Source organism: Amycolatopsis sp. NPDC049691, from assembly GCF_040675005.1.
In the GTDB taxonomy this organism is placed as follows: Bacteria; Actinomycetota; Actinomycetes; order Mycobacteriales; family Pseudonocardiaceae; genus Amycolatopsis.
In genome coordinates this window covers 33,287-55,521 of sequence record NZ_JBFANX010000035.1, presented here as the reverse complement: position 1 = coordinate 55,521, position 22,235 = coordinate 33,287, and the positions used below count along the sequence as shown (strand labels likewise).

Below are 22,235 nucleotides of genomic sequence, written 5' to 3'. Positions count from 1 at the left end.
GCGACGATCTGGGAGAACCCCCGACCGGACGAAGGAGCCCCAGACCTTGCCCGTGGTGCACGCTCTGTGGTCTCCGGGCCGGGGTCCGCTGCTCTGGGCGGAGCGCGACGGGGGCCCGGCCGGCACGTCGAGCCGCTCGGCGCACCTCGCGCTCCCGCATCCGTTCGCGGTCTCCAGCGCGCGGCTGACCGCGCTGCACCCCGGCAAGCCCACGTCGGTGACCTTGCTGCTGCCGTCGCGGGCGACCCGGCCGCTCGCCTCCACCGAGCCGACGGCGGGCGCCCACCGGCGTGCGCCGTCCTTGCGGCCGTGGTCGGTGCCGGCGTTGGTCGTGGACGCGAGCGAGCTGGACGACCTCGACGACTCGGCCACCTACGGCTCTTCGGTCGGCTACCTGCGGGCGGTGGCCCGGCTGGCCGCGGACCTGGTGCGGCGCGGGCGGGTGCTGCCGACGCTCGTCCGCCGGGGCGACGTGGCGGAGGCCCGGTGGCGGCCGGTGCTCCACGGCGTGGACTTCGCCGCCTTCGACGCGCTGGTGGCGGCCATGCCGCCGGTCGGTCGGGCCGAGCAGATCGCGCCGCGCACCGGGGCGTCGCCGCGCGCGCTCGTCACCGATGCCCTCCACACCCTGGTCGACGCGGCGGTCCGGGACCGGCTGGCGCGCGCGGACCCACCCGTCGACCTGCGCGGGAGCCGGGGCGTGGCCGGGGTGTGGCTGTCCGCGCTGCAGGGCGGCGACGCCCGCGTCGAGCTGCCGCTGGGCGAGCTCGGCGTGCTGGCCGGCGCCGTCGCGAAGTGGGACGAAGTGGCCGACACCGACGTCGTCGACGGCCGCGCGTGCTTCCGGCTGGCCGAAGTCGCCACCCTGCGCCGGCCGGCCGAGGACGACCCCGACGACCAGACCGGCGACGGCACCAAGTGGCAGCTGCAGTTCCTCCTGCGGTCGACGGCCGATCCGAGCCTGCTGCTGTCGGCGGGGCAGATCTGGTCGGGAGAGGCGAACGGGCTGGTCCGGGACCCGAAGGGGCTGCTGGTCGCCGAACTGGGCCGGGCCGCGCTGGTGGAACCGATGCTCGCACCGGCGGTGCGGCGGACCCGGCCGGCCGAGTACGACCTGACCGTCGAGGAAGCCGAACGGTTCCTCACCTCGGGCGCCACCCGGCTGATCGAGGCCGGGTTCGAAGCGCAGCTGCCGGCCACCTGGGACGGCAGGCGCCGGCTCGGGCTGCGCCTGTCCGTCCGCAGCACGCCAGCCGAGCAGGTCGTCACCCGCAGCCGGGTGGGCCGCGACGAGCTGGCCGGCTTCCGCTGGTCGATCGCGGTGGGCGACGACGAAATCGGCGAGGAGACACTCGCGAAGCTCGTCGCGGCGAAGACCCCGCTGGTGCGGCTGCGGGGGAGGTGGATCAGCGTCGACCCCGACCGGCTGCGCGCCGGTCTCGAGTACCTCCGCCGCGACCGGCATCGGCGCCCCACCGCCGCCGAGCTGCTGGAGCTGGTCCACCTCACGCGGGAGGCGCCCCTCCCGGTCCTCGACGTCGAAGCCGACGGCTGGGTGGGGGACGTCCTCGCCGGGCGCGTCCAGCGGACGCTGCGGCCGGTCGGGCTGCCGCCGTCGTTCCGCGCCACGCTGCGCCCCTACCAGCAGCGGGGGGTCGCCTGGCTGGCGTTCATGTCGGCGCTCGGGCTCGGCGCGTGCCTGGCCGACGACATGGGCCTCGGCAAGACCGTCCAGACGCTGGCGCTCGAGGCCGTCGAGCGGGCGGCCGGCGAGCGCCGTCCGACGCTGGTGCTGTGCCCGGTGTCGCTGGTCGGCATGTGGCAGCGGGAGGCGGCGACCTTCGCCCCGGGCCTGCGGGTCCTCGCCCACCACGGCGGCGCCCGCGCGCACGGGGCCGCGCTCGCCGAACGGATCGCCGAGGCCGACCTCGTCGTCACGACCTACGCCACCGCCACGCGAGACGCCGGCGAACTCGAGACGATCACCTGGCGACGCCTGGTGCTCGACGAAGCGCACGCCATCAAGAACGCCGACACCGCGACGGCCAAGGCGGTGCGGCGGTTCCCGGCCGGGCACCGGCTCGCCCTGACCGGCACCCCGGTGGAAAACCGGCTGGCGGACCTGTGGTCGGTGCTGGACGTGCTCAACCCCGGCCTGCTCGGCACCCGGTTCGCGTTCCGGCAGCGGTTCGCGGCCCCGATCGAGCGCGGCGGCGACCCCGCCACGGCCGCCGAGTTGCGCCGGCTCACGCAGCCGTACCTGCTGCGCCGGGTGAAGACCGACCCCGCGATCGTCCCCGAGCTGCCGGAGAAGATCGAAATCACGCAGGAGTACCGGCTCACCCGCGAACAGGGCACGTTGTACCGCGCGATCGTCGACGAGATGATGAAGAAGATCGAAGACAGCCAGGGCATCAAGCGCCGTGGTCACATCCTCGCCGCGATCACGAAGCTGAAGCAGGTCTGCAACCACCCGGCGCACCTGCTGCACGACGGTTCCCCCATCGGGCGCCGCTCCGGCAAGGTCGGCCGCCTCGAAGAAGTGCTGGCGGAAATCCTGGCGTCGGGCGATCGGGCGCTGTGCTTCACGCAGTACACCGAATTCGGCCACCTGCTCGTGCCGCACCTGGCGGACCGGCTCGGCACCGAAGTCGCGTTCCTGCACGGTGGCCTGGCCCAGGGCGCGCGGGACGCGATCGTGGAACGCTTCCAGGCCGGCGACGGGCCGCGGATTCTCTTGCTCTCGCTCAAGGCAGGCGGCTCGGGCCTGACGCTGACCGCCGCCGGCCAGGTCCTGCACCTGGACCGCTGGTGGAACCCCGCCGTGGAGAACCAGGCGACCGACCGGGCGTTCCGGATCGGGCAGCGACGGAACGTCCAGGTCCGCAAGTTCCTCTGCCCGGGCACCATCGAGGAGCGCATCGACACCCTGATCGCCCGGAAGCGCGCGCTCGCGGGGATGGTCGTCGGCGAAGGCGACAGCTGGCTCACCGAACTGTCCACGGACACGCTGCGCGAGGTGCTCACCCTGGGGGAGGAGGCGATCGATGACTGAGCCGCTCCCGTGGTGGCCGGCCCGGTTCGTCCGGGCGTTGACGGCGATGGGCTTCCTCCTGCCCGCACCCGGCCGGGGACGCGTCGTCTCCCTGACGGTCGGCGCCGGGCGCGTCGACGCCGAGGTGCGGGACGACCGCCCGCACCAGGTGCGGATCGGGCTGACGGCGTTCGGGAAGACCGACTGGGCGGCGGTCACCCACGCGCTCGCCGCGAAGGCGTCGGCCACGGTCCTGCTGCTCCGCGGCGAGCTGCCCCGGGACGTCGAAGAGATCTTCAAGGCGGTGCGGCTGCCCCTGTTCCCGTCGTCGGCCCGGGAGGTGTCCCTGGACTGCACCTGCCCGGCCGCCGAGGTGCCGTGCGGTCACCTGAACGCCGTGTTCTCCGCGCTCGTGGCCCGGGTCGCCGACGACCCGTTCACCATCCTCGCGCTGCGTGGCCGGGACCGCGAAACACTGCTCGAGGAGCTGAAGAACCGGCTCATCGCCGCCGAGCCGCTCGATCCCGGCGCTCCGGCCCTGACCGAAGTCATGGACACCTTCTTCGACTGCGGTGCGGCCCCGGGCCTGGGCGGCGAGGCGCCGCTGCACGGTCCGCCGACGGCGGCCGACGCGCTCCTGGGTCAGGCCGCGCCGTTCGCGATCACGGCGGGCGGCGAAGACGTCGCCGAGCTGCTCCGGCCGGTCTACCGCGCCCTCGCCGGCGAGGATGGCGCTTAGCGCCGGCGCCGCCCCAGCGCCTTGGCGCGATCGTGCGCCCAGCCGGCCAGCACGACCCCGGCGACGGTCGCCACCAGGTAGCCGGCCAGCGTCCCGGCGAATCCCGCCCCCAGCCACGCCAGCAGGCCGGTGTTCCCGTGGTCCACCAGCAGCCGGATCGCGCCCTGGGCACCCAGGACCGTCAGGACCGCCCCCACGATCTGCAGCACGTCGAACTTCACGTCGTCCCCTCCCGGTTGTGATACGACTGCATCATAACCATGGGTGATAGCGTGTGCGGCGTGGCGGGGAGCCGGATCACGGTGCGGGTGGGCGAGCGGCAGCTCACGCTTTCCAACCTCGAGAAGGTCCTCTACCCGCGGCACGGGTTCACCAAGGGCGAGGTGCTCGACTACTACACGCGCGTCGCGCCGGTGCTGCTGCCGCACATCCGCGACCGGGCCATGACCTTCGTGCGCTTCCCGGACGGCGTCGCCGGCGGCTCCTTCTTCGAGAAGGACGTCTCACGTCACGCGCCCGACTGGGTGCGCACCGCGCGCCTCGCCGTCGGCGGCCGCGGGAAGGACTCCGAGATCGTCGCCTACCCGCTGATCAACGACCTGCCCGAGCTCGTCTGGGCGGCCAACCTCGCCGCGCTCGAACTGCACGTCCACCAGTGGACCGTCGACGAAGGCGACGAGCGGAGCACACCCGACCGGCTCGTCTTCGACCTCGATCCCGGTCCCGGCGCGACGGTCGTCGACTGCTGCCGCGTCGCCGAGCGGCTGCACGACGTGCTGACCGCCGACGGGCTCACCCCCGTCGCGAAGACCAGTGGTTCCAAGGGAATGCAGCTCTACGCCGGCGTCGTGACGACGGACCCCGGCGAGACGTCGCGGTACGCGAAGGCGCTCGCGGAACGGCTCGCCGCCGAGACGCCGGACCTCGTCGTGGCGCGGATGACGAAGACCCTGCGCCCGGGCAAGGTCTTCATCGACTGGAGCCAGAACAACCCGTTCAAGACGACGGTCGCGCCGTACTCGCTGCGCGGGCGCGACGAGCCGACCGTGTCCACTCCGGTCACCTGGGACGAGGTGCGCGCGTGCCGGCACGTCTCGCACCTGCGCTTCACCGCGGACGAGGTGCTCGACCGCGTCGCCGATCTCGGCGACCTGTTCGCGGATCTGGGCCGGACGCGCGCCGCGATTCCCGCATTCGGCTGAATTCGGAAACCGCAATTCTCCGGTGTGGACACTCCGGTTCCGCCGGGTACCGATCGGACGGTTCTGCGGAATTGTGGAACCGCGGGGCCGAGCAGGTGCTTTCGATCGTCCCTTGTGGACTGCTGCACGTGCAGACGGCCGTGTCCCTGCACACCCCGGTGGCCGGGAAGATCTTGTTGTGCGGCAGGGTGGACGAAGTGGGTACGGTCTACCCGTAATCGTTCGTCCCGAACCGCCGGAGCCGGTCATGAAGATCCAGAAACCGCCGCGGCTTTCGCGCGCTTTCGGTCGTACGTCGCCGGGGGCGTTGTGCGAGCCGTTCTCGGTGACCACGACGTTCCCCGACGATCGGTGCACGCTTCTCGTGGTGGTGGGCGACATCGATTTGGCGACTGTTGCCACTTTTGTCGAATGCGTGGAAATGGCGCTGGACCGCGGCGGCGCGCTCGTCGTGGACCTCGGCGGCGTGCCGTTCTGCTCCGGCGCGGGCTTCCGGGCGCTGCACCGGGTGCAGCACCGTGCGGACGAAGCCGCCGTCCCGGTCGCGTGGGTGGTGTGCACGCCGGCGCTGCGGCGTCTCCTGCGGGGGACCGGCGCCGCCGGCTTCGCCTGCTACCGGGATCGGGCCGACGCGCTCACGGCGGCCGGCTGATCCGCTTCGCCCGGCCGGGCAGGGCGTCCGGCGGGGATCCGGGAAGAAAGGAAACGGGTGTCCGTCCTGATCGACACCGATCTCGAGTTCTGGTTCCAGCGCGGTCTGCGCGCCTACCTCGGCGAGGTGGCGGGCGCGCTCGGCTGCGGCTTCGAATCCTGCACCGTGGACGTCGACGTCCCGGTGTCGGCCTACGTCGCGGTGGACTGGCGGCTGCGCCGCTACCCCGAGCGCGACGTGGCGCTGCTGTGGGACGAGGTGCACGGCTGGGCCGTCGCGGTCGAGGCGGCGTGCGGGGAGGAGATGATCGTGCTCGCCTACCTCGGCGGGGCCGACATCCTGCCGCCGCCGCGGGTGGTCGTGCGGTTCCTGGCCGCGCTGCGCGCCGGGGACCTGGCTCCGGACGGACCCGGCTCACCCGTGCTGCGCCGCGCGGGCAGCCACCAGGACCTGCTGCCGTTGCTGCCGGCCGGGTGACGCGACGCGGGGCGATCCTCCACACTGGAGCGATGGGGACGGTGCCGGACGCGGTGGCGCCGATGCTGGCGGTCGACGGGACCCTCCCGGACGACGACCGGCACGGCTACGAGTGGAAGTGGGACGGCTTTCGCGGCTGCGCCCGGGTCGCGGGCACCGGCGAGGCGCGGATCGCCAGCCGCAGCGGCAGCGACCACACCCACCGCTACCCGGAGCTGCAGGACGTCTTCGCGCCCGCGCTCGGCGGGCACGCGGCGGTGCTCGACGGCGAGGTCGTCGCGCTGAACGCGGCCGGGCGCCCGGAGTTCGAACTGATGCAGCGCCGCGCCATGCACGAGCCGACGGCGAAGCTGCGCGCCGAGGTCCCGGTCGTCTACTTCGCGTTCGACCTGCTGCGGATCGGGACGGAGTCGCTGCTGGACCGGCCGTACGAGCAGCGTCGCGAACTCCTGGCGGAGCTGGTCCGGCCCGCCGACGGCAGGCTCGTCGTGCCGCCCTGGTACACCCGCGCCGACATCGCGCCGGACCAGCTCCTGGCGACGGCGGCCCAGCACGGCATCGAAGGCGTCGTCGCGAAACGGCTCGACGCGCCCTACCTGCCCGGCACGCGATCGCCGGCGTGGACCAAGCACGCGCTGACCCGGACGCGCGAAGTGGTCGTCGGCGGCTGGCGGACCGGCGCCGGCCGCCGCGCCGGCACCCTGGGTGCGTTGCTGCTGGGCGGCTACGACGACAACGGCACCCTGGTGTACATCGGCGACGTCGGCACCGGCTTCACCGACGACGCGCTCGACCGCCTCCGCGACATCCTGGCGCCGCTGGCCCGCGGGGAGTGCCCGTTCGGCACCGAGGTACCGCGCGACCGCGCCCGGGGCGCGCACTGGGTCGAGCCGGACCTGGTCGGCGAAGTCGTCTACCGCCGCGTGACGCCGGACCGGCGGCTGCGCCACACGTCGTGGCGCGGCCTGCGCCCGGACCGGGCACCCGGCGAGGTGCGTGTGCCCGAGCCGACGGGAGCGGCATGACCACCCCGGTGCGCTTGGTCGAGATCACCGACGCCAACCGGGACGCGGTGTGTGCCCTGCGGGTGCGGCCCGGGCAGGAGCGGTTCGTCGCGTCGGTGGCGAAGTCGCTGCAGGACGCCGCGGCGACGCCCGAAGGCGAGCCCTGGTACCGGGCCGTCTACGCGGGCGGTGAGCCGGTTGCGTTCGTCATGCTCAGCTGGAACGTCCCGCCCGGCCGGGCGGGCATCCTCGGGCCGTACTTCCTGTGGCGGCTGCTCGTCGACGGGCGGCACCAGGGCCGCGGGATCGGCCGCGCGGTGCTGGACGAGGTCGTCGCGCTGGTGCGGGCCGACGGCGGGACCGAACTGCTCACGAGCCACCAGCCGGGCGACGACGGGCCCGGCGCGTTCTACCGGAAGTACGGGTTCACGCGGACCGGCGAGATCGACCACGGGGAGATCGTCCTGCGGCTCGGGTTGTGATCGCCGTCACGGCCGGTCACATCGGTGCGGCCGGCGGAGTCGAGGCGGTGACGGACACCGAAACCCCGGTGCCCGCGCTCCCCGAAGGAGTCACGATGTCCACCGCCACCGTGATCGTCACCCTGTTCGCCGCCGCGTTCGTCGGCTTCTCGGCCGTCTCCGTCTTCACCCGCGCGAAGTGGGTGGTCGAGCCGATCACCTCCTACGGCGTGCCGCGGGCGTGGTGGAACTGGCTCGGCGCGGCGAAGGCCGCCGGAGCGGCCGGGCTGGTCGCCGGCCTGTTCTGGACGCCGATCGGGATCGCCGCGGCGATCGGGCTGGTGCTCTACTTCCTCGGCGCCGTGGTCACCGTGGCCCGCGCCCGGTCGTACGGGCACCTGGTGTTCCCCGTGCTCTACCTGGCACCGGTCGTCGCGTCGCTGGCGCTGGTGGCCTGACCGGCGAGCCAGGTGAGCGCGTCGGCGGCGTGGCTCAGGACGGAGATGTGGCCGTCGCCGGGGGAGAGCCGGAGCTCGGCGCCGGGGATCGCGCCGGCGAGCCACTTGCTGTGCGTGGCGGGGATCATCCGGTCGTCCTCGCCGTGCACCAGCAGGACCGGCGCGGTGACGGCGGCGAGGTCGCAGCCCCATGGTCGGACGGCGGAGAGGTCGTCGTCGATCAGGCCGACGGCCCCGAGCGCGGGCCGGACGACGTCGTTGAGCCAGGACCAGGAGCCGTTGAGGGCGGCGAAGTCGGCTTCGGTGAAGACCTCGGGATCGAACTCGGCGGCGGCCTCGTACTTTTCCTTGGCGGCCCGGCCTTCGGCGGCGGCACGCAGGGAAGCGGCACTGGCGGCGGCCATGCCGTCGAACCAGCCCTCGGCCTCGAAGGGCGCGACGGCGGCGAGGATCGCGACGGCGCGGACGCGGTCGGGGAGCAAGGCCGCGGTGGCGAGGGCGGGCGAGCATCCGCCGGAGTGACCCATGACGGCGAAGCGGCCGACCCCGAGCGCGTCGGCGACGGCAGCCGCGCACTCGGCGGCGTCCCCGACCGTCCGGCCGGGCAGGGGAGTGGACGAGCCGTAGCCGGGCCGGTCGTAGGAGATCCAGCGGACACCGAGCGTTTCGGAGAGCGGCAGCAGCGGCCCGGGCGGCGCGCCGAGGTTGGGTGTGCCGTGGTGCCAGAGGACGGTCAGGCGCGCGGGGCCGCCGGTGTCGTAGACGTGCAGGGTGCGCCCGCCGGGCAGTGCGAGATCGGTTTCGGTGACGTTCACCGGGCCAGCTTTCCGGCCAGCCAGGCCAAGGACAACGGGTACCGGTAGTCGATCGCCGCGTGACCCGCGTCGAACAGCTCGAAGTGGACGCGTTCCGGCGGCAGCCCCGCCTTGAGGACCTCCGCCCGGAACGCCTCCGCGCCGACGTCGAGGAAGTACTCGTCGCTCGTGCCCGCATCGATCCACACCGCTCGCCACGAACTCACCGCGGCCGCCCGCGCGGGCACCATGCGGACCGGGTCCCAGTCCAGCCAGCGCTGCCACACCTCCGGGCGGATCACCCCCGTCGCCGGGTCGAACGGCAGCTCCGGCGTCCCGTCGGGGCGGGCCGAGAAGCACGCCGAGACCCCGAGCAGCTGCAGCAGCACCGGGTCGTCGGGGGAGGTGAACGCCGGCCGGGAGCGGAAGTCCGCCCACCACTGCCGGATGTCGCCGTCGTAGCCCCGCAACGCGCGGACCGCCTTGCCGAAGTCCGGGACGTAGCACAGCTCGTACAGCGAGTCGCCCGCGTGCGTCGCCAGCGCGCCGAACAGGTCCGGGCGCAGCATCGGCGTGATCATCGCGCCGAACCCGCCCGAGGACTTGCCCGCGATCGCGCGGGACTCGCGGTCCGGGATCGTCCGGTAGTGCTCGTCGACCCACGGGACGATCTCGTCGCACAGGTACGAGTGGTAGCGGCCGGTGCCCGGCGAGTCGACGAACTGCGAGCCGCCGTACGCCGTCCACGCGTCGACGTACACCACGACGCAACCCGGCGCGCCGTCCGCGAACACCGCGTCCGCCGTCTCCACGAACGGCTGGCGGAACGGCGTCCGGTTGGCCCACATCGACAGGTGCCCGGTGTAGCCCTGGATGACGTACACCGCCGGGTACCGCTCGTCGCCGTCGTCGTAGCCCGGCGGGACGTACACCCACAGCGGCCGCTCGTGCGGGTCGCCGAGCGGGTTGCCGCGCAGCAAGGCGGAAGTGACGGTGTGCCGGTCGAGCCGGCCGGCGAGGTCGCCGTCCCAGGGCAGCATGCCGCCAGTCAACCACGCCCCAACCGGTTGCGGGGGCTAAGCGATACCTCTTTTCCGCGCGTAGCGTTGAGCCGTTTCGCCCCGACCAACGTGTTATGGGCACGGTGGTGGGTTAGGGGAATGCGGGGAAGACCATGAAACATCCGGGGCCGTTGTTCACACTGCTCGCCGGTGTCGTGCTCGCCGGCGGCATCGGGATCGCCAACCTGGCCACGGGGACGGGCGTCGCGCCGGTCGCCGGGGCCGCCAACGCGGCCGCCGGCAGCTCTGTGGCGCCGCCCAAGACGTCGGAAGCGCCGAAAACCGAAGCGCCCAAGGCGGAAGCGCCCGCCCGGGCGGACTACGCGGGGCGCGTCACCGGCGGCGGCGCGTCCGTCGCGGTGTCGGTGCGCGACGGCCACGCCATCGCCTACCTCTGCGACGGCAAGAAGGTCGAAGCCTGGCTGCAGGGCGTGACGGTCGGCGGGAAGCTCGATCTCAAGGGGGCCAAGGACGCCAGCCTGACGGGTACTTTCGACGCCGCTTCGGTCACCGGGACCGTGACGGCGTCCGGCAAGACCTGGCAGTTCACCGCGCCGACGGCGAAGAAACCCGCGGGACTCTACCGCGCGGCACCGAAGGTCAAGGGCAAGCAGGCCAAGGTCGGCTGGATCGTGCAGCCCGACGGCAGCCAGGTCGGCATCCTCACGACGGACGAGGACCCGTCGCCGGCGCCCGCGCTCGACGCGGCGGCCGGCACCGCGACCGTCGACGGCGCAACCGTGACCGCCGAGCCGGTCAGCGGCCTCACCGGGAACGGTGACTTCCGATGACCACGGCGGGCAACCGCGCCGCGGCCGCGCTCCTCGTGCCGCTGGCCGTCGGCGCCGTCGTCTCGGTGGCGCTCGGTGTCTACGGCAGCCTGCACACCCCGACCGGCGTCGCGATCAACGTCGCCGGGTTCTCGGGCCCGCAGTCGGTGAAGGCGTGGCTGGCCACGGTGGTCGTCGTGCTGGCGGTCGTGCAGCTGCTTTCGGCGCTGGCGATGTACGGGAAACTGGGCCGGAACGCGCCGGCGTGGGTGTCGCCGGTGCACCGGTGGTCGGGGCGGCTGGCGTTCCTCGTGTCGATCCCGGTGGCGCTGCACTGCCTCTACGCGCTCGGGTTCCAGACGTTCGACACGCGCGTGCTGCTGCATTCCCTGCTGGGCTGCTTCTTCTACGGCGCGTTCGTCGCGAAGATGCTGCTGCTGCGCAAGGACGGCGCGCCCGGCTGGGCGCTCCCCGTCCTCGGCGGGCTCGTCTTCACCGGGCTCGTCGGGCTCTGGCTGAGCGCGTCGCTGTGGTTCTTCACCCAATCGGGCTTGACCTTCTAGGGGGCGATCGTGGACAACGACCTCGACCCGGCGGTCACCCGCCGGACGGCGATCGCGGTGGCCGGCGCGAGCCTGGTGGCCGGCTGCAGCACCTACGGCGGGAGTTCGGGCACGCCTTCGTCGGCCGCGCAGCCCGGGGCACCGGGCGGCACCGAGCTGGGCGCGGTGGCCGACGTCCCGGTCGGCGGCGGCAAGGTGTTCGCGGACAAGCAGGTCGTGGTGACCCAGCCGGTGGCGGGCACGTTCGCGGCCTTCTCGGCGATCTGCACGCACCAGGGCTGCACGGTCGACACCGTCTCCGGCGGCACCATCAACTGCCCGTGCCACGGCAGCAAGTTCAAGATCGCCGACGGCTCGGTCGCGAACGGCCCGGCGGCGAAACCCCTCGACAAGAAGCCGGTCACCGTGGCGAACGGCAAGATCACGCTGGCCTAGACGTAGGCCTTCTCGACGGTCCGCCCATCGATCGTCCACAGTGGACTTGAGGTGTCCAGCGCACCGGACAGGACGGTCCCGTCCGCGCAAGCGAACCGGGTACCCGGATCCTCGGGGACGGCGGCGCACTGCACGCCGTTCGCCAGCGAGAGCAGGAACGGGTCGCCGGTGCCGCCGGGCTCGGACGGCACGGGCAGGGCGCCGGCGTAGGTCAGCGCCACCGCCCGCACCGCCGAGACCGGGCAGACGACCCGGGTGCCCGGCACGGCGAAGCACGGGTCGTACGTCGCGGCGCCGCTCGTGCAGCGGTAGGCGTCGTGGCGGCCGGACACCGCGGACACCGACGCGCAGGTGCCGCTCGCGCGGGCCGTCGTGGCGCGCGGCCGGTACTCGACGGTCTGCGTGAAGCGCTTGGCACGGCTCGTCGTGACCGGGACCTCGAACGCGGGGTGCGCCGCGGCGAGCCCGGCGGTCACCGGCCCGATCCCGGGCGCGAGAAACCGGCGGACGACGTCGCCACCGGCCGGGTGGCACGACGGGAGCGCGGCCCAGGCGGCGGCCTCCGGCCGGTCCCCGGTGAAGTGCCCGGCGCCGGCGTCGGCGGCGCAGGCCAGCACCTCGGGAGCGGGCTCGGTGGAGTCGGTCATGCCGAACAGCACGGCGAGGCGGTGGGCGGCCGCGGCGAGCGTGGTGCCGATCGCGGGCCCGGGCTCGGCCTGGCCGCCGACGGTGCCGGGCAGCCGGCCGACCGGGACGTCGTAGGTCACGGCGGCGCCCGGCCACAGCAGGTCACGCTGCCGCGGCCGGCCCGGCAGCTGGCCGGCGACGACCGTCCGGGCGGCGGGCTCGGGCCAGCCCGGCGGCAGCGTGATCCGGTAGGGCACGCGGGCGTTCGACGTCAGGGTGACGCTCGCGAGGCCCGGACGTCGAACGGTCACGCAGGGGGACAGCGGCGCCGCCGGGTCCACGGCTCCGAAGGCGACGACGACACCGTCGGAGCCGGCCGGGCGGCCGGCGCAGCCCGGCCGGGGCGCCGGTTCGGACCGGACTTCGCGGCCGAGCGCGGCGAAGTCGAGCAGCCCGCCCCAGAACGGGCCTTCCCGAGTCAGGTCCGCGACGATGCTCCGGCTCGCGGCGTCGTAGACCGCGGGGACGAGCGTTCGCCCGCCGAAGACGACGGGCCCGAACCCGGCGGGCGGCGCCGAGGGCACGGGAATCCGGACTCGCACCGGCTGAGCGCCGTCGAAGACCAGGTCCCCGCCCCCGCCGAACCGGCGCGTCAAGGGCACCGCGCCGGCCGGTTCGGCCGCCGGCCGCACGGAGACGCGGGCCCCGTCGACCTCGATGCCGGCGACCGTCCCACCCGGACTCGCCGTCGCGGAATACCGTTGCTGCACCAGCACTCCGGCCCCACCGAGCAGCAGCACGAGCACCGCCGCGGTCAGTGCGAGCCGGGCCGGCCGGTCGTTCGTGGCCATCGGCGCCTCCCGGAACACCTGCTCTCCGCAAGTCACCGGACCGGTCGTGGTCGTTAGCCGCCGTGGCCCAACCGTGACCGCGGCGGACTTGGGGTTGGGTGGGTGGCCGGAACTCGGCCGAGGCGGCGTCGTGGTGCCGCGGGCGCCGCTCGGCGACCCGGCGGGTGTGTCGACCTCGGTCCCGGCGAGCCGCCGTCGGGGCCAGCCGTGACCGCGGCGGACTTGGGCTGGGCCGGCGAGCCGCCATGGCCCAACCGTGACCACACCGGACTTAGGCTGGGCGGGTGGCCGAACTCGCCCAAGTCAACGTCGCCGTGCCGCGGGCGCCGCTCGACGACCCCGTGATGGCCGGCTTCGCGAACGCCTTCGGTGTCGTCGCGCGGCTCGCCGATGCCGCGCCCGGCTTCGTCTGGCGGCTCGGTGCCGAGTCGGGGCACGCCGTCCTCGCCACCACCCGCGGGGTCGAAGTCGTCGTCAACGTGTCGGTGTGGCGCGACTACCGCAGCCTGCACGAGTTCGTCTACCGCAGCGCGCACGGGCGGTTCCTCCTGCGCCGGCGCGACTGGTTCGCGCCGGCGCCGCCGCCCGCCACCGCCCTGTGGTGGGTGGCCGGTGGCCGGCGGCCCACCGTCGGCCAGGCCCTGGCGCGGCTGGGATTCCTCCGGGAGCACGGACCCTCGCCCCAGGCGTTCACGCCGGTGCGCCGGTTCACCTCGGACGGCCGCCGGAGCCGGTAATCGGTCGCCGCCGGGCGGTCCGTCTGGCACCATCGGACCGGTGAGCCCGGTCGAGATCGCCTGCGACGAGTCGGGCTCCGAGGGGGAGAACCTCGTCGGCGGCGAAACGGACGTCTTCGCCCACGCGGGCGTCCGGCTGACCCCGGAAGCCGCGCGTGCCTGCGTGGCCGAAATCCGGGCCCGGATCGGCTCGCCCGCCGAGGAGTACAAGGCCAACCACCTGCTGCGCGCCAAGCACCGCCCGGTGCTCGAGTGGCTGCTCGACCCCGGCGGCCCCCTCGCCGGCCGCGGGCACGTGCACCTGACCGACAAGACGTTCTTCGCCGTGCGGGCCGCCGTCACGCTGCTGGCCGAAGACGGCACCGACGCGATGGCGCGCACCCTCCACCGCGCCGGGCCGGCGGCGTTCGGCGCCGAGCGGTGGGCGTACTTCCTGGCCGCGTTCACCAGCGTGCTGCGGCTGCGGCCGCGGCGCGGGGTGACGACGTCGCCCGCGGAGTTCTTCGCGCTGGCCGGCGAGCTCGCCGAGGTCCCCGGCGAGGCGGGCGAAATCCTCGGCCACCTCAAGGACGGCGGCGAACGCGTCGCCGGCTACCGCGCCCGGCTGGCGACCGACCCCGGCCTGGTCCCGGTGCTCGATCCGCTGGTGCCCGCGGTGATCCACACCGTCCGGCACTTCAGCGCGAACGGCACGCCGGTCGTCCTGGTCCACGACGAGCAGCTGGCCCTTACCGGCGAGCGCGTGCTGCAGCTCAAGGCCACGCTCGGCCATCGGCTGGCCGGCGTCCGGTTCGTCGACTCGCGTTCCGACGCCCGCGTGCAGGTCGCCGACTTCCTCGCCGGCGTCGCCCGCCGGATCGCCTCCGACGCGCTCAACGGGCGCGGCGACCCGCGGCTGTCCACGCTGCTGGAGTCCTTTGTGGACGCGGAATCCGTGTGGAACGCGCTCAGCAGTTGACGATCTGCGTCGGCGGCGTCGTGTGGTCGAGCCGCTTGACGTACGCGCCGCCGCTGCGGTGGGCGCAGGCCGCGTCCTTCGTGCTGAACGGTCCACTGTAGACGGCGTAGACGTCGGCGCCGTCCACCTGCTGCCGCAGCGAGCCGCAGCCCGTGCTCGGCGCGTGCAGGTACCCCGCGCCCGGGTGGGCGTCGAGGAACCGCTGGACGTCGGCGCGGTAGCCGGCCGGGGTGACGGCCGAACCGAGGATCACGACGAACGAGCCGTCGCACGCCGGGGTCGTCATGGCCGTCGCCAGGCCGAGGTCCGCGCCGCTCGCGACCCGGGTGGCGACGGACGTCCGGACGCTCACCTGGGTGGTGGTGACCGGCGGCGACGCGGGCGGTACCGAGCCGGAAGCGGCCGGCGACGACGGCTTGAGGACGGTGAACCACCCGACGACGGCCGCGAGCGCGAGCACGGCCACCCCGGCGACCAGCCACGGGGCCTTCCGCGGCCGCCCCGGCTCCGGGACCGGCGTCGTCCGGGTCGCCTGCCGGGCCGGGGGAGTGAGGGGGTGGCCGGGGGCGGTACCGCCGAGTGCGGCCCGGGCGGCGGCCGCCAGTTCCGTCACGCTGCCGAAACGCCCGGCAGGGTCCTTCGCCATGCCCCGCGCGATCACCGCGTCGAACGCGGCGGGCAGCCCGGGCCGCAGCGCGCTCGGCAGCGGCGGCAGCTGGTGCAGGTGCGCGCCGATCAGCGCCGCGGTCGTCGTCGCCGCGAACGGCTTGCTGCCGGTCAGGCACTGGTGCAGCACGCAGGCGAGCGAGTAGACGTCGACGCGGTGGTCGGCAGGGGCGTCGGTGAAGCGCTCGGGCGCCATGTAGTCGAGGGTGCCGACGGCCCCGCCGGTCGCGGTGATCCCGGTGCCGGGCCCGGCCGCGCGGGCGATGCCGAAGTCGACGAGGTAGGCGAACCCGGTCGCGCCGACCAGCACGTTCGACGGCTTGACGTCCCGGTGCACCAGGCCTTCGGCGTGCGCGGCCGCCAGCGCCTGCGCGACCTGCCCGACGACGTCGACCGCTTGGGCCGGCGCGAGCGCGCCGCCGCGGGTCAGCCGGGTGCCGAGGTCGTCGCCGTCGACCAGGCGCATGTCGAGGTAGAGGCGCCCGTCGAGCTCGCCGTAGGCGTGGATCGGGATCACGTGCGGCTCGCGCAGCCGCGCGACCGCGTGCGCCTCCCGCCGGAACCGCTCCCGGAAGTCGCGGTCGGCCGCGAACGCCGGGGCCAGCAGCTTCAGGGCCACGACGCGGTCGTGGCGGGAGTCGTAGGCGCGCAGGACCTCGCCCATGCCACCGCGTGCGATCAAGGACTCGACGCGGTACGGGCCGAACTGCCAGCTCACACGCACCCTTTCCGCAAGGCACCCTGACACCGGGAAGTCTGCTTCGGACGGCGTTGCGTTACAGCCGATCATCGGATCGGCAAGCACCTCCCGGGCCCACGTACCCTGGCGTGGTGCGGACCCGCCCCACCTTGACCTGGACGTCCCCGGACGCGCCGTTGCCCCGGACCTCGAGCCTCGACGAGGTCGCCGACGTCGTGGCGCGGGGGAGCGTCGCCGTGCTCAGCGGGGCCGGGCTGTCGACGGAGTCCGGGATCCCCGACTACCGCGGCGAGTCCGGCAGCCTGCGCCGGCACACGCCGATGACCTACGACGAGTTCGTCACCAGCGCCGAGGGGCGGCAGCGGTACTGGGCGCGCAGCCACCTCGGCTGGCGCACCATCGCCCGCGCCGACCCGAACGACGGCCACCGCGCGGTCGCCGCCCTGCGCGACGGCGGGTACCTCGGCGGCGTCATCACGCAGAACGTCGACGGCCTGCACCAGGCGGCGGGCACCGCGGACGCCGTCGAGCTGCACGGCAGCCTCGACCGGGTGATCTGCCTGGACTGCCGCCGCACCAGCCCGCGCGCCGAGCTGGACCGGCGGCTGCGGGCGGCGAACCCGGACTTCGGCGGGGCGGCCACCCGGATCAACCCGGACGGCGACGTCGAGCTGCCCGAGGACGTCGTGCGCCGGTTCACGCCGGTGCCGTGCGCCTCGTGCGACGGCGTGCTCAAGCCGGACGTCGTGTTCTTCGGCGAGAACGTGCCGCGGCCCCGCGTCGAGCAGTGCTACCGGCTGGTCGACGAAGCCGGCGCGCTGCTGGTGCTGGGCTCGTCCCTGACGGTGATGTCGGGGCTGCGGTTCGTCCGCCACGCGGCGGCCGCGGGCAAGCCCGTGGTGATCGTCAACCGCGGCGAGACCCGCGGCGACCGCTACGCCTCGGTGCGCGTCGACCTGCCGCTGGGCCGGGCGCTCACCGAGCTGGCGGCGCGGCTGGGGTGCTCGCCCGGCGAGGATCGCGGCCGAAGCGCGTGAGCAGCCGATCCTGCCGGGACGCGCCGGGCGCGGCCGCCGGTGGGTCGGCGAAGACGCGGGAGTTCAGCGCCAGCCCGGCGAAGATGTCGTCGTAGCTCTCGTCGATCCACGCGACGAGGCCGGGGTCGAGGGTCTCGTCGGCGCCGAGGGCGCGGGCGAGGTCCCAGGTGTGCACGGTGCTGTCGGCGGTCCGGACGGCCAGTGCGCGCCGCCCGGTCAGCTTGCCCAGGGGGTAGTCGACGACCCGGTCCAGCGCGCCGTCTTCGGCGAAGGCCTCGGCGCAGGCCCGCACCGACTCGGTGTACGCGGTCACGGGGTCGTCGCCGAGGGCGTCGGCGGCGCGGGCGGCCAGGAACTCCTCGCGGGTGGCACCGCGCAGCAGCCCGACGTAGTTCAGGTTGCCCCGGGTCATGTGGTTCACCAGCGCCCGGACGTCCCATTCGGTGCACGGCGTCGGCGCGTGCCAGCCGCCGGGCGGGATCGCGCGGACGTGCCGTTCGAAACCGTTGGCGGCAAGGAGGAAGCGATCGAGGAGCATGCCGCCAGTCTGGCCCGGGGCCGGCCGCGGCGCAGGCGGGTTTCGGACGCCGTGGACGAGCCGGCCCGGGCGGGCTGGGGGAAACGCGCCCGGGGCCGGCTCTGCGACGGACCTGCACAGCCGGTCGTTGCCTGCAAGACGTCGCCGCCGCTCCGGGCGTTACACCGGCTGCAACCCCGTCCACGACCAGCGCGGCACCGACAGCCCGCCGGGCACTTCCCCGGCCGGCCCGGGGTAGGTGAGGACCTCCGCCACCGCCCACTCCATGTAGGACCGCAGCGCGGCGCGGAACTCGGGGTCGGCGGGCAGTCCGGCGTCGTCCGCGGCCCGGACGAAGCAGTCGACGAACCGGCGGCCGAGGTCGCTCATGTCGCCGTTGCCCGCGTGCATCCGCAGCACCGCCGAATGGTCGCCGCACTCCGCCGAGAACCGCGGCGGGCCGCCCATGACCTCGGCCCAGTACCAGGCCAGCCGTTCCACGTGCCGCGGGTGCTGCCCCGGGTGCGAGAACGGGTGGTTCAGCTCCGGGTCGGCCAGGCAGCGCTCGTGGTGGGCGGCGGCCAGCGCGAGGAACGCGGGGTCGCCGCCGGCGAAGTCGTACAACGTCGGACGCACCCGCCGAGCCTGGCACGCCCGGCCGCCGGACGCCAGGTGCGTCAGCGCGCCGCCGCGGCCGCGCGCTCGGCGGCCGGGGTGACCCCCCCGAACTTCGCCACCGCCCGCTCGACGTCTTCGGCCACGAGGTCGTGGTTCAGCGCGCCGGCGGCGGCCGCGCCCTGGGCCGCGGCGATGATCACCGTCGCCCGCGCGTCGACGACGTTGCCCGCCGCCCACACACCCGGCACGTTCGTCCCGCCCATCGCGTCGGTGGAGCCTTCTTCGTAGCCGAGCCCGCGCAGCAGCTCGTCGTGCGGCACGGTCCGGGTGCGGATGAACAGCGCCACCCGCGGCACGAACCGCGCGCCCAGCTCGACCCCGGTGAGGTGCCCGTCTTCGCGCCGCAGCGCCGTGACGGTCCCGTCGACGACCCGGATGCCCCGGGCGTCGAGCCGGGTGCGGTCCTCTTCGGACAGTGGCGTGGTGTGCGGGAAGTACACGACGTCCGGCGACCACTGGCGCACCAGCAGTGCGTGCTCGACGCTCGTCGGCTCGGTGCCGAGGACGCCGAGCGGCCGGTCGCGGACTTCGTAGCCGTGGCAGTACGGGCAGGTGACCGCGTCGGTGCCCCAGCTTTCGCGCAGGCCGGGGAGGTCGGGCAGGTCGTCGTGGACGCCGGTGGCGACCAGGACGCGCCGGGCGGTCAGCTCCCGGCCGCTCGCCAGCTCGGCCGTGAAGCCCGCTTCGAGCCGGGTCACCCGGTCGTCGAGGACCTCGACGCCGTAGCCGGCGAGCTCCTCGCGGCCGATCTCGAGCAGTTCGGACGGCGGCAGGCCGTCGCGGGACAGGAACCCGTGCATGTGCTGGGCGGGAGCGTTGCGCGGCGAGCCGCCGTCGACGACCGCGACGCGCCGCCGCGCCCGGCCCAGCATCAGAGCGGCGCTCAGACCCGCCGCGCCGCCACCCACCACCAGGACGTCATAGCTGTTTTCGGTCATGCCGCCACCCTGGGCCCGGCTTCGCGAATCCGACAACAAATGTTGCCGTTTCCGCAACGAGCGCGTTTCCTGGAGGGATGACCGACGCGATCACCCAGGCCCTGTCCGAGGTCGGCCCGCGCCTCAAGCGGGTCCGCACGCAGCGGCGGGTCACGCTCGCCGACCTCTCGGCCGCGACGGGCATCTCGAAGAGCACGCTGTCCCGGCTGGAGTCCGGGCAGCGCAAGCCGAGCCTCGAGCTGCTCCTGCCGATCGCGCAGGCCCACCAGGTGCCCCTCGACGAGCTGGTCGGCGCCCCGGAGGTCGGCGACCCGCGGGTCCGGCTGACCGCCCGCCGCCTGCCGCGCAGCAACGGCGCGACGATGACGGTCCTGCCGCTGACCCGCCAGCCCGGCGCGCCCCAGGCGTTCAAGATGATCCTGGAACCGGAGACCGGCGAGCCCGACCCGCAGGTCCACGAGGGCTACGAGTGGCTCTACGTCCTGTCGGGCCGGCTGCGCCTGATCCTGGCCGACCGTGACCTGACGCTGGGCCCGGGCGAGGCGGCGGAGTTCGACACGCGGCTGCCGCACTGGTTCGGCGCGGTCGGGCGCCCGGCGGAGATCCTCAGCCTGTTCGGCAAGCAGGGCGAGCGGCTCCACCTGCGGGCCAAGTCCCGTTAGGCCAGTTCTGCCGGCAGGTCGAAGCCCGCGTACATCTTCGGGTCGAGGAAGCCGGTGATCTCGGCGATGCGGTCGCCGCGCAGGGTCAGCACGTTGACGCAGCCGATGCGGAAGACGCCGTCCGGCCGGCGCTGGTAGCAGGCGAACGCGAGCTGGCCCGCGGCCCGGACCGGCACCAGCCGCCACGGCGTGGCGAACACGCTGCCGGTGAGGAAGCGGGCGACGTCGTCGCGGCCGTCGAACCAGGCGGGCAGCGGCGGCATCGTGAAGCGGGCGTCCTCGGCGAGCAGGTCCAGCAGCGCCGGGACGTCCGCGCGTTCCCACGCCGCGACGAAGTCCGCCACCAGCGCGCGTTCCGCGTCCTCGCCCAGTGCGCGCAGCGTCGCCTGCTGGCTCCGCGACGGCGCGTGCTCGTCGAGGGTCTTGCGCGCCCGCTGCAACGCGCTGTTGACCGAAGCGACCGACGTGCCGAGCGCGTCGGCGACCTCCGCGGCCGAGAATGCGAGCACCTCGCGCAGGATCAGCACGGCCCGCTGGGTGCCGGGCAGGTGCTGCAGCGCCGCGACGAACGCCAGCTCGACGCTTTCGCGCAGCTCGAAGCGGCGTTGCGGGTCCCAGTCGTCCTCGGGGTAGGGCTCGACGAACGCCTCGCCGTCGACCGGGTCGGCGAGCGGGTCGCCGGGGTTCGCGGCGGGGTGGAAGTCGCGCGGCAGCAGGCGTTTCGGGCGCTGCTTGATCAGCCGCAGGCACGCGTTCGTGGCGATCCGGTAGAGCCACGCGCGCACCGAGCTGCGCCCCTCGAACCCGGCCAGCCCGCGCCACGCGCCGAGCAGGGCCTCCTGCAGCGCGTCTTCGGCGTCGTGGAGGGCGCCCAGCATCCGGTAGCAGTGGGCGCGCAGCTCGCTCTGGTAGGGCCGCACGAGCCGGTCGAACGCGCCGCGATCCGCGCGCCGCGCCGCTTCGAGGAGGTCGGCTTCGGTGTCCATGCGCGCATCCTGCCCGATGGTCAGCCGAGTTCGCGCTGCATGAGGACGGTGTCGAGCCACCGGTCGTGCTTGAACCCGACGCGGCGCAGGACGCCGGCGTCGGTGAAGCCGGCGGCGCGGTGCAGGTTCCGCGACGCCGGGTTGCCGGAGTCGACGACGACCGCGATCGCCTGCCGCGCCCCGGCTTTCGCGCACCGTTCGAGCAGCTCGTCCAGCAGCCGGCGGCCGTGTCCGCGCCCGGCGGCTTCGGGAGCGAGGTAGATCGTGGTCTCCACCGTGTGCCGGTACGCGGGCTTCGGCCGCCACGGCGCGGCGTACGCGAAGCCGTCGACCTTCGTCCCGCGCAGGACGAGGAACGGCAGTTCGCCGATCTTGGCGCGCCAGTGGTCCGGGGTCGGCGGCGTGGTCTCGAACGTGAAGACCGAATCGGTGACGTAGGGCGCGAAGACCGCCGCGATGCCTTCGGCGTCGGCCTCGACGGCTTCCTCTATAGTGGACATAGTGGGTATTATAGGGGAATGATCGATCCGGGTGCCCTCGGCCGCCGCCTGCACGACCTGCGGGCCGACCGCGGCTTGGCGCTGAGCGCGCTGGCCGCGCGGGCGGCGGTGAGCGTGAGCATGCTGTCGGCGATCGAGCGCGGCGAGAAGACCCCGACGGTGGTGGTGCTGTCCCGCATCGCCGACGGTCTGGGGCTGTCGTTGTCGCGGCTGCTGGCCGACCTGGAGTCGGACCGGGTGATCGTCCGCCGCGCGGCGGAGCAGGACCACGTCGCGGAGCCGGGCGGCTGGCACCGCACGGTCCTGACGCCGGTGGTGCCCGGGGTGAACTTCGAATGGATCCGGACCACGTTGCCGCCGGGGTGCGACGCGGGCAGTTTTCCGGCCTACGCGGCGGGTTCGCACGAGTTCGTCGCGGTCGAGTCGGGGACGTTGTGGCTGGGCGTCGGCTCGGCCGAGTACGTCCTGGCGGCGGGGGATTCGGTCTACTTCCCGGCGGACGAGACGCATTCGTACGCCAACCGCGGCGCGGAGCCGTGTTCCTACCACGTCGCGGCGCTGGTGATGCGCTCGCGCTTGACTCGTCCGATCACTTCCTCCTAGCCTGATTTCGCGCATTCCCGATCCGCCGTCGGAGCACCGCGTGGTGTTTCCGTCGTGGCTAGGAAAGGGAGCATTTCGTGAGCAGACCGTTGAGCCGTCGTCGGGCAGTCACCTGGGGAGCGGCG

General features: G+C 74.1%; 26 protein-coding genes. 16 read left to right on the top strand and 10 right to left on the bottom strand.

Annotation, left to right across the window (positions count from 1 at the left end; all coding sequences use genetic code 11):
• Positions 1-46: 46 nt before the first annotated feature.
• Entirely contained in the window at positions 47-3,055 is a 3,009-nt protein-coding gene (locus AB0J40_RS45170) for a DEAD/DEAH box helicase (protein WP_364466440.1), read from the top strand.
• Entirely contained in the window at positions 3,048-3,773 is a 726-nt protein-coding gene (locus tag AB0J40_RS45165; RefSeq protein WP_364466438.1) for a hypothetical protein, read from the top strand. Before AB0J40_RS45170 ends, AB0J40_RS45165 begins: the two co-directional genes overlap by 8 nt.
• On the opposite strand, the gene AB0J40_RS45160 is transcribed toward AB0J40_RS45165, so the two are convergent.
• Complete coding sequence (locus tag AB0J40_RS45160; RefSeq protein WP_364466436.1) at positions 3,770-3,994, bottom strand: hypothetical protein; 225 nt, start codon at positions 3,992-3,994, stop codon at positions 3,770-3,772. The two genes, AB0J40_RS45165 and AB0J40_RS45160, sit on opposite strands and share 4 nt — an antisense overlap.
• A 60-nt stretch (positions 3,995-4,054) precedes the next feature.
• On the opposite strand from AB0J40_RS45160, the gene ligD (AB0J40_RS45155) reads away from it, so the two are divergent.
• The 6 genes from ligD (AB0J40_RS45155) (at position 4,055) to AB0J40_RS45130 (ending at position 8,027) form a co-directional block, all read left to right on the top strand.
• Positions 4,055-4,975, top strand: coding sequence for a non-homologous end-joining DNA ligase (ligD, locus tag AB0J40_RS45155; protein WP_364466492.1), 921 nt, complete (start codon positions 4,055-4,057; stop codon positions 4,973-4,975).
• Positions 4,976-5,300: 325 nt separating this feature from the next.
• Positions 5,301-5,627 carry an STAS domain-containing protein gene (locus tag AB0J40_RS45150; protein ID WP_364466434.1) on the top strand — a complete coding sequence of 109 codons (327 nt, stop codon included), beginning with the start codon at positions 5,301-5,303 and terminating at the stop codon, positions 5,625-5,627.
• 57 nt (positions 5,628-5,684) lie between these two features.
• On the top strand, positions 5,685-6,104 hold the full coding sequence (locus tag AB0J40_RS45145; RefSeq protein WP_364466432.1) for a DUF6292 family protein: 420 nt from the start codon (positions 5,685-5,687) through the stop codon (positions 6,102-6,104).
• 32 nt (positions 6,105-6,136) lie between these two features.
• Positions 6,137-7,129: a non-homologous end-joining DNA ligase gene (gene ligD / locus AB0J40_RS45140; protein WP_364466430.1), complete on the top strand. Its 993-nt coding sequence runs from the start codon at positions 6,137-6,139 to the stop codon at positions 7,127-7,129.
• On the top strand, positions 7,126-7,590 hold the full coding sequence (locus AB0J40_RS45135; RefSeq protein WP_364466428.1) for a GNAT family N-acetyltransferase: 465 nt from the start codon (positions 7,126-7,128) through the stop codon (positions 7,588-7,590). The genes ligD (AB0J40_RS45140) and AB0J40_RS45135 overlap by 4 nt, the downstream gene beginning before the upstream one ends.
• Positions 7,591-7,685: 95 nt before the next feature.
• Positions 7,686-8,027 carry a DoxX family protein gene (locus AB0J40_RS45130; RefSeq protein WP_364466426.1) on the top strand — a complete coding sequence of 114 codons (342 nt, stop codon included), beginning with the start codon at positions 7,686-7,688 and terminating at the stop codon, positions 8,025-8,027.
• Here the strand turns inward: AB0J40_RS45130 and AB0J40_RS45125 are convergent.
• Both AB0J40_RS45125 and AB0J40_RS45120 read right to left on the bottom strand, forming a co-directional pair.
• A complete protein-coding gene (locus tag AB0J40_RS45125; protein WP_364466424.1) occupies positions 7,985-8,842 on the bottom strand; it encodes an alpha/beta hydrolase in 858 nt (285 codons plus the stop codon). The genes AB0J40_RS45130 and AB0J40_RS45125 overlap by 43 nt on opposite strands.
• Complete coding sequence (locus tag AB0J40_RS45120; RefSeq protein WP_364466422.1) at positions 8,839-9,861, bottom strand: alpha/beta hydrolase-fold protein; 1,023 nt, start codon at positions 9,859-9,861, stop codon at positions 8,839-8,841. Before AB0J40_RS45120 ends, AB0J40_RS45125 begins: the two co-directional genes overlap by 4 nt.
• Positions 9,862-9,995: 134 nt before the next feature.
• Between AB0J40_RS45120 and AB0J40_RS45115 the strand changes: the two genes are divergently transcribed.
• From AB0J40_RS45115 to AB0J40_RS45105, 3 genes are read left to right on the top strand one after another with little or no spacing between them, the layout of a single operon-like run.
• Entirely contained in the window at positions 9,996-10,673 is a 678-nt protein-coding gene (locus AB0J40_RS45115) for a hypothetical protein (RefSeq protein ID WP_364466420.1), read from the top strand.
• A complete protein-coding gene (locus tag AB0J40_RS45110) occupies positions 10,670-11,215 on the top strand; it encodes a DUF6529 family protein (protein ID WP_364466418.1) in 546 nt (181 codons plus the stop codon). Before AB0J40_RS45115 ends, AB0J40_RS45110 begins: the two co-directional genes overlap by 4 nt.
• Before the next feature lie 9 nt (positions 11,216-11,224).
• Entirely contained in the window at positions 11,225-11,650 is a 426-nt protein-coding gene (locus AB0J40_RS45105) for a Rieske (2Fe-2S) protein (protein WP_364466416.1), read from the top strand.
• Here AB0J40_RS45105 and AB0J40_RS45100 read toward each other — a convergent pair.
• A complete protein-coding gene (locus AB0J40_RS45100) occupies positions 11,647-13,128 on the bottom strand; it encodes a hypothetical protein (RefSeq protein WP_364466414.1) in 1,482 nt (493 codons plus the stop codon). The two genes, AB0J40_RS45105 and AB0J40_RS45100, sit on opposite strands and share 4 nt — an antisense overlap.
• Before the next feature lie 284 nt (positions 13,129-13,412).
• Between AB0J40_RS45100 and AB0J40_RS45095 the strand changes: the two genes are divergently transcribed.
• Together AB0J40_RS45095 and AB0J40_RS45090 are read left to right on the top strand one after the other, a co-directional pair.
• Positions 13,413-13,865 (top strand): DUF3291 domain-containing protein, encoded by a 453-nt coding sequence (locus tag AB0J40_RS45095; protein WP_364466412.1) that lies wholly within the window; start codon positions 13,413-13,415, stop codon positions 13,863-13,865.
• Positions 13,866-13,905: 40 nt separating this feature from the next.
• The gene (locus AB0J40_RS45090) at positions 13,906-14,823 is read left to right on the top strand and encodes a DUF3800 domain-containing protein (protein WP_364466410.1); all 918 of its coding nucleotides are present in this window, start codon (positions 13,906-13,908) and stop codon (positions 14,821-14,823) included.
• Here the strand turns inward: AB0J40_RS45090 and AB0J40_RS45085 are convergent.
• Positions 14,813-16,207, bottom strand: a complete 1,395-nt coding sequence (locus AB0J40_RS45085; protein ID WP_364466408.1) for a protein kinase — start codon at positions 16,205-16,207, stop codon at positions 14,813-14,815. The genes AB0J40_RS45090 and AB0J40_RS45085 overlap by 11 nt on opposite strands.
• Before the next feature lie 113 nt (positions 16,208-16,320).
• On the opposite strand from AB0J40_RS45085, the gene AB0J40_RS45080 reads away from it, so the two are divergent.
• Positions 16,321-17,226 carry an NAD-dependent protein deacetylase gene (locus AB0J40_RS45080; protein WP_364466406.1) on the top strand — a complete coding sequence of 302 codons (906 nt, stop codon included), beginning with the start codon at positions 16,321-16,323 and terminating at the stop codon, positions 17,224-17,226.
• On the opposite strand, the gene AB0J40_RS45075 is transcribed toward AB0J40_RS45080, so the two are convergent.
• The 3 genes from AB0J40_RS45075 to AB0J40_RS45065 all read right to left on the bottom strand — a co-directional run bounded on the left by AB0J40_RS45075 (position 17,165) and on the right by AB0J40_RS45065 (position 19,359).
• Positions 17,165-17,764, bottom strand: a complete 600-nt coding sequence (locus tag AB0J40_RS45075; protein WP_364466404.1) for a TIGR03086 family metal-binding protein — start codon at positions 17,762-17,764, stop codon at positions 17,165-17,167. The genes AB0J40_RS45080 and AB0J40_RS45075 overlap by 62 nt on opposite strands.
• A gap of 159 nt (positions 17,765-17,923) precedes the next feature.
• The gene (locus tag AB0J40_RS45070) at positions 17,924-18,379 is read right to left on the bottom strand and encodes a group II truncated hemoglobin (RefSeq protein ID WP_364466402.1); all 456 of its coding nucleotides are present in this window, start codon (positions 18,377-18,379) and stop codon (positions 17,924-17,926) included.
• Positions 18,380-18,420: 41 nt separating this feature from the next.
• Positions 18,421-19,359, bottom strand: a complete 939-nt coding sequence (locus AB0J40_RS45065) for an NAD(P)/FAD-dependent oxidoreductase (RefSeq protein WP_364466400.1) — start codon at positions 19,357-19,359, stop codon at positions 18,421-18,423.
• Between the two features lie 77 nt (positions 19,360-19,436).
• Between AB0J40_RS45065 and AB0J40_RS45060 the strand changes: the two genes are divergently transcribed.
• Entirely contained in the window at positions 19,437-20,021 is a 585-nt protein-coding gene (locus tag AB0J40_RS45060; protein WP_364466398.1) for an XRE family transcriptional regulator, read from the top strand.
• On the opposite strand, the gene AB0J40_RS45055 is transcribed toward AB0J40_RS45060, so the two are convergent.
• Complete coding sequence (locus AB0J40_RS45055; RefSeq protein WP_364466396.1) at positions 20,018-21,007, bottom strand: sigma-70 family RNA polymerase sigma factor; 990 nt, start codon at positions 21,005-21,007, stop codon at positions 20,018-20,020. The genes AB0J40_RS45060 and AB0J40_RS45055 overlap by 4 nt on opposite strands.
• Before the next feature lie 20 nt (positions 21,008-21,027).
• Positions 21,028-21,507, bottom strand: a complete 480-nt coding sequence (locus AB0J40_RS45050; RefSeq protein ID WP_364466394.1) for an N-acetyltransferase family protein — start codon at positions 21,505-21,507, stop codon at positions 21,028-21,030.
• 18 nt (positions 21,508-21,525) lie between these two features.
• Between AB0J40_RS45050 and AB0J40_RS45045 the strand changes: the two genes are divergently transcribed.
• Positions 21,526-22,110 (top strand): XRE family transcriptional regulator, encoded by a 585-nt coding sequence (locus AB0J40_RS45045; protein WP_364466392.1) that lies wholly within the window; start codon positions 21,526-21,528, stop codon positions 22,108-22,110.
• Positions 22,111-22,235: the final 125 nt, after the last annotated feature.

What these genes read in the sequence shown, in the direction of transcription:
- AB0J40_RS45055 (WP_364466396.1), bottom strand. Translation starts at nt 21,007, where the DNA reads ATGGACACCGAAGCCGACCTCCTCGAAGCGGCGCGGCGCGCGGATCGC.
- AB0J40_RS45050 (WP_364466394.1), bottom strand. Translation starts at nt 21,507, where the DNA reads ATGTCCACTATAGAGGAAGCCGTCGAGGCCGACGCCGAAGGCATCGCG.
- AB0J40_RS45115 (WP_364466420.1), top strand. Translation starts at nt 9,996, where the DNA reads ATGAAACATCCGGGGCCGTTGTTCACACTGCTCGCCGGTGTCGTGCTC.
- AB0J40_RS45110 (WP_364466418.1), top strand. Translation starts at nt 10,670, where the DNA reads ATGACCACGGCGGGCAACCGCGCCGCGGCCGCGCTCCTCGTGCCGCTG.
- AB0J40_RS45045 (WP_364466392.1), top strand. Translation starts at nt 21,526, where the DNA reads ATGATCGATCCGGGTGCCCTCGGCCGCCGCCTGCACGACCTGCGGGCC.
- AB0J40_RS45100 (WP_364466414.1), bottom strand. Translation starts at nt 13,128, where the DNA reads ATGGCCACGAACGACCGGCCGGCCCGGCTCGCACTGACCGCGGCGGTG.
- AB0J40_RS45120 (WP_364466422.1), bottom strand. Translation starts at nt 9,861, where the DNA reads ATGCTGCCCTGGGACGGCGACCTCGCCGGCCGGCTCGACCGGCACACC.
- ligD (WP_364466430.1), top strand. Translation starts at nt 6,137, where the DNA reads ATGGGGACGGTGCCGGACGCGGTGGCGCCGATGCTGGCGGTCGACGGG.
- AB0J40_RS45065 (WP_364466400.1), bottom strand. Translation starts at nt 19,359, where the DNA reads ATGACCGAAAACAGCTATGACGTCCTGGTGGTGGGTGGCGGCGCGGCG.
- AB0J40_RS45135 (WP_364466428.1), top strand. Translation starts at nt 7,126, where the DNA reads ATGACCACCCCGGTGCGCTTGGTCGAGATCACCGACGCCAACCGGGAC.
- AB0J40_RS45060 (WP_364466398.1), top strand. Translation starts at nt 19,437, where the DNA reads ATGACCGACGCGATCACCCAGGCCCTGTCCGAGGTCGGCCCGCGCCTC.
- AB0J40_RS45075 (WP_364466404.1), bottom strand. Translation starts at nt 17,764, where the DNA reads ATGCTCCTCGATCGCTTCCTCCTTGCCGCCAACGGTTTCGAACGGCAC.
- AB0J40_RS45165 (WP_364466438.1), top strand. Translation starts at nt 3,048, where the DNA reads ATGACTGAGCCGCTCCCGTGGTGGCCGGCCCGGTTCGTCCGGGCGTTG.
- AB0J40_RS45130 (WP_364466426.1), top strand. Translation starts at nt 7,686, where the DNA reads ATGTCCACCGCCACCGTGATCGTCACCCTGTTCGCCGCCGCGTTCGTC.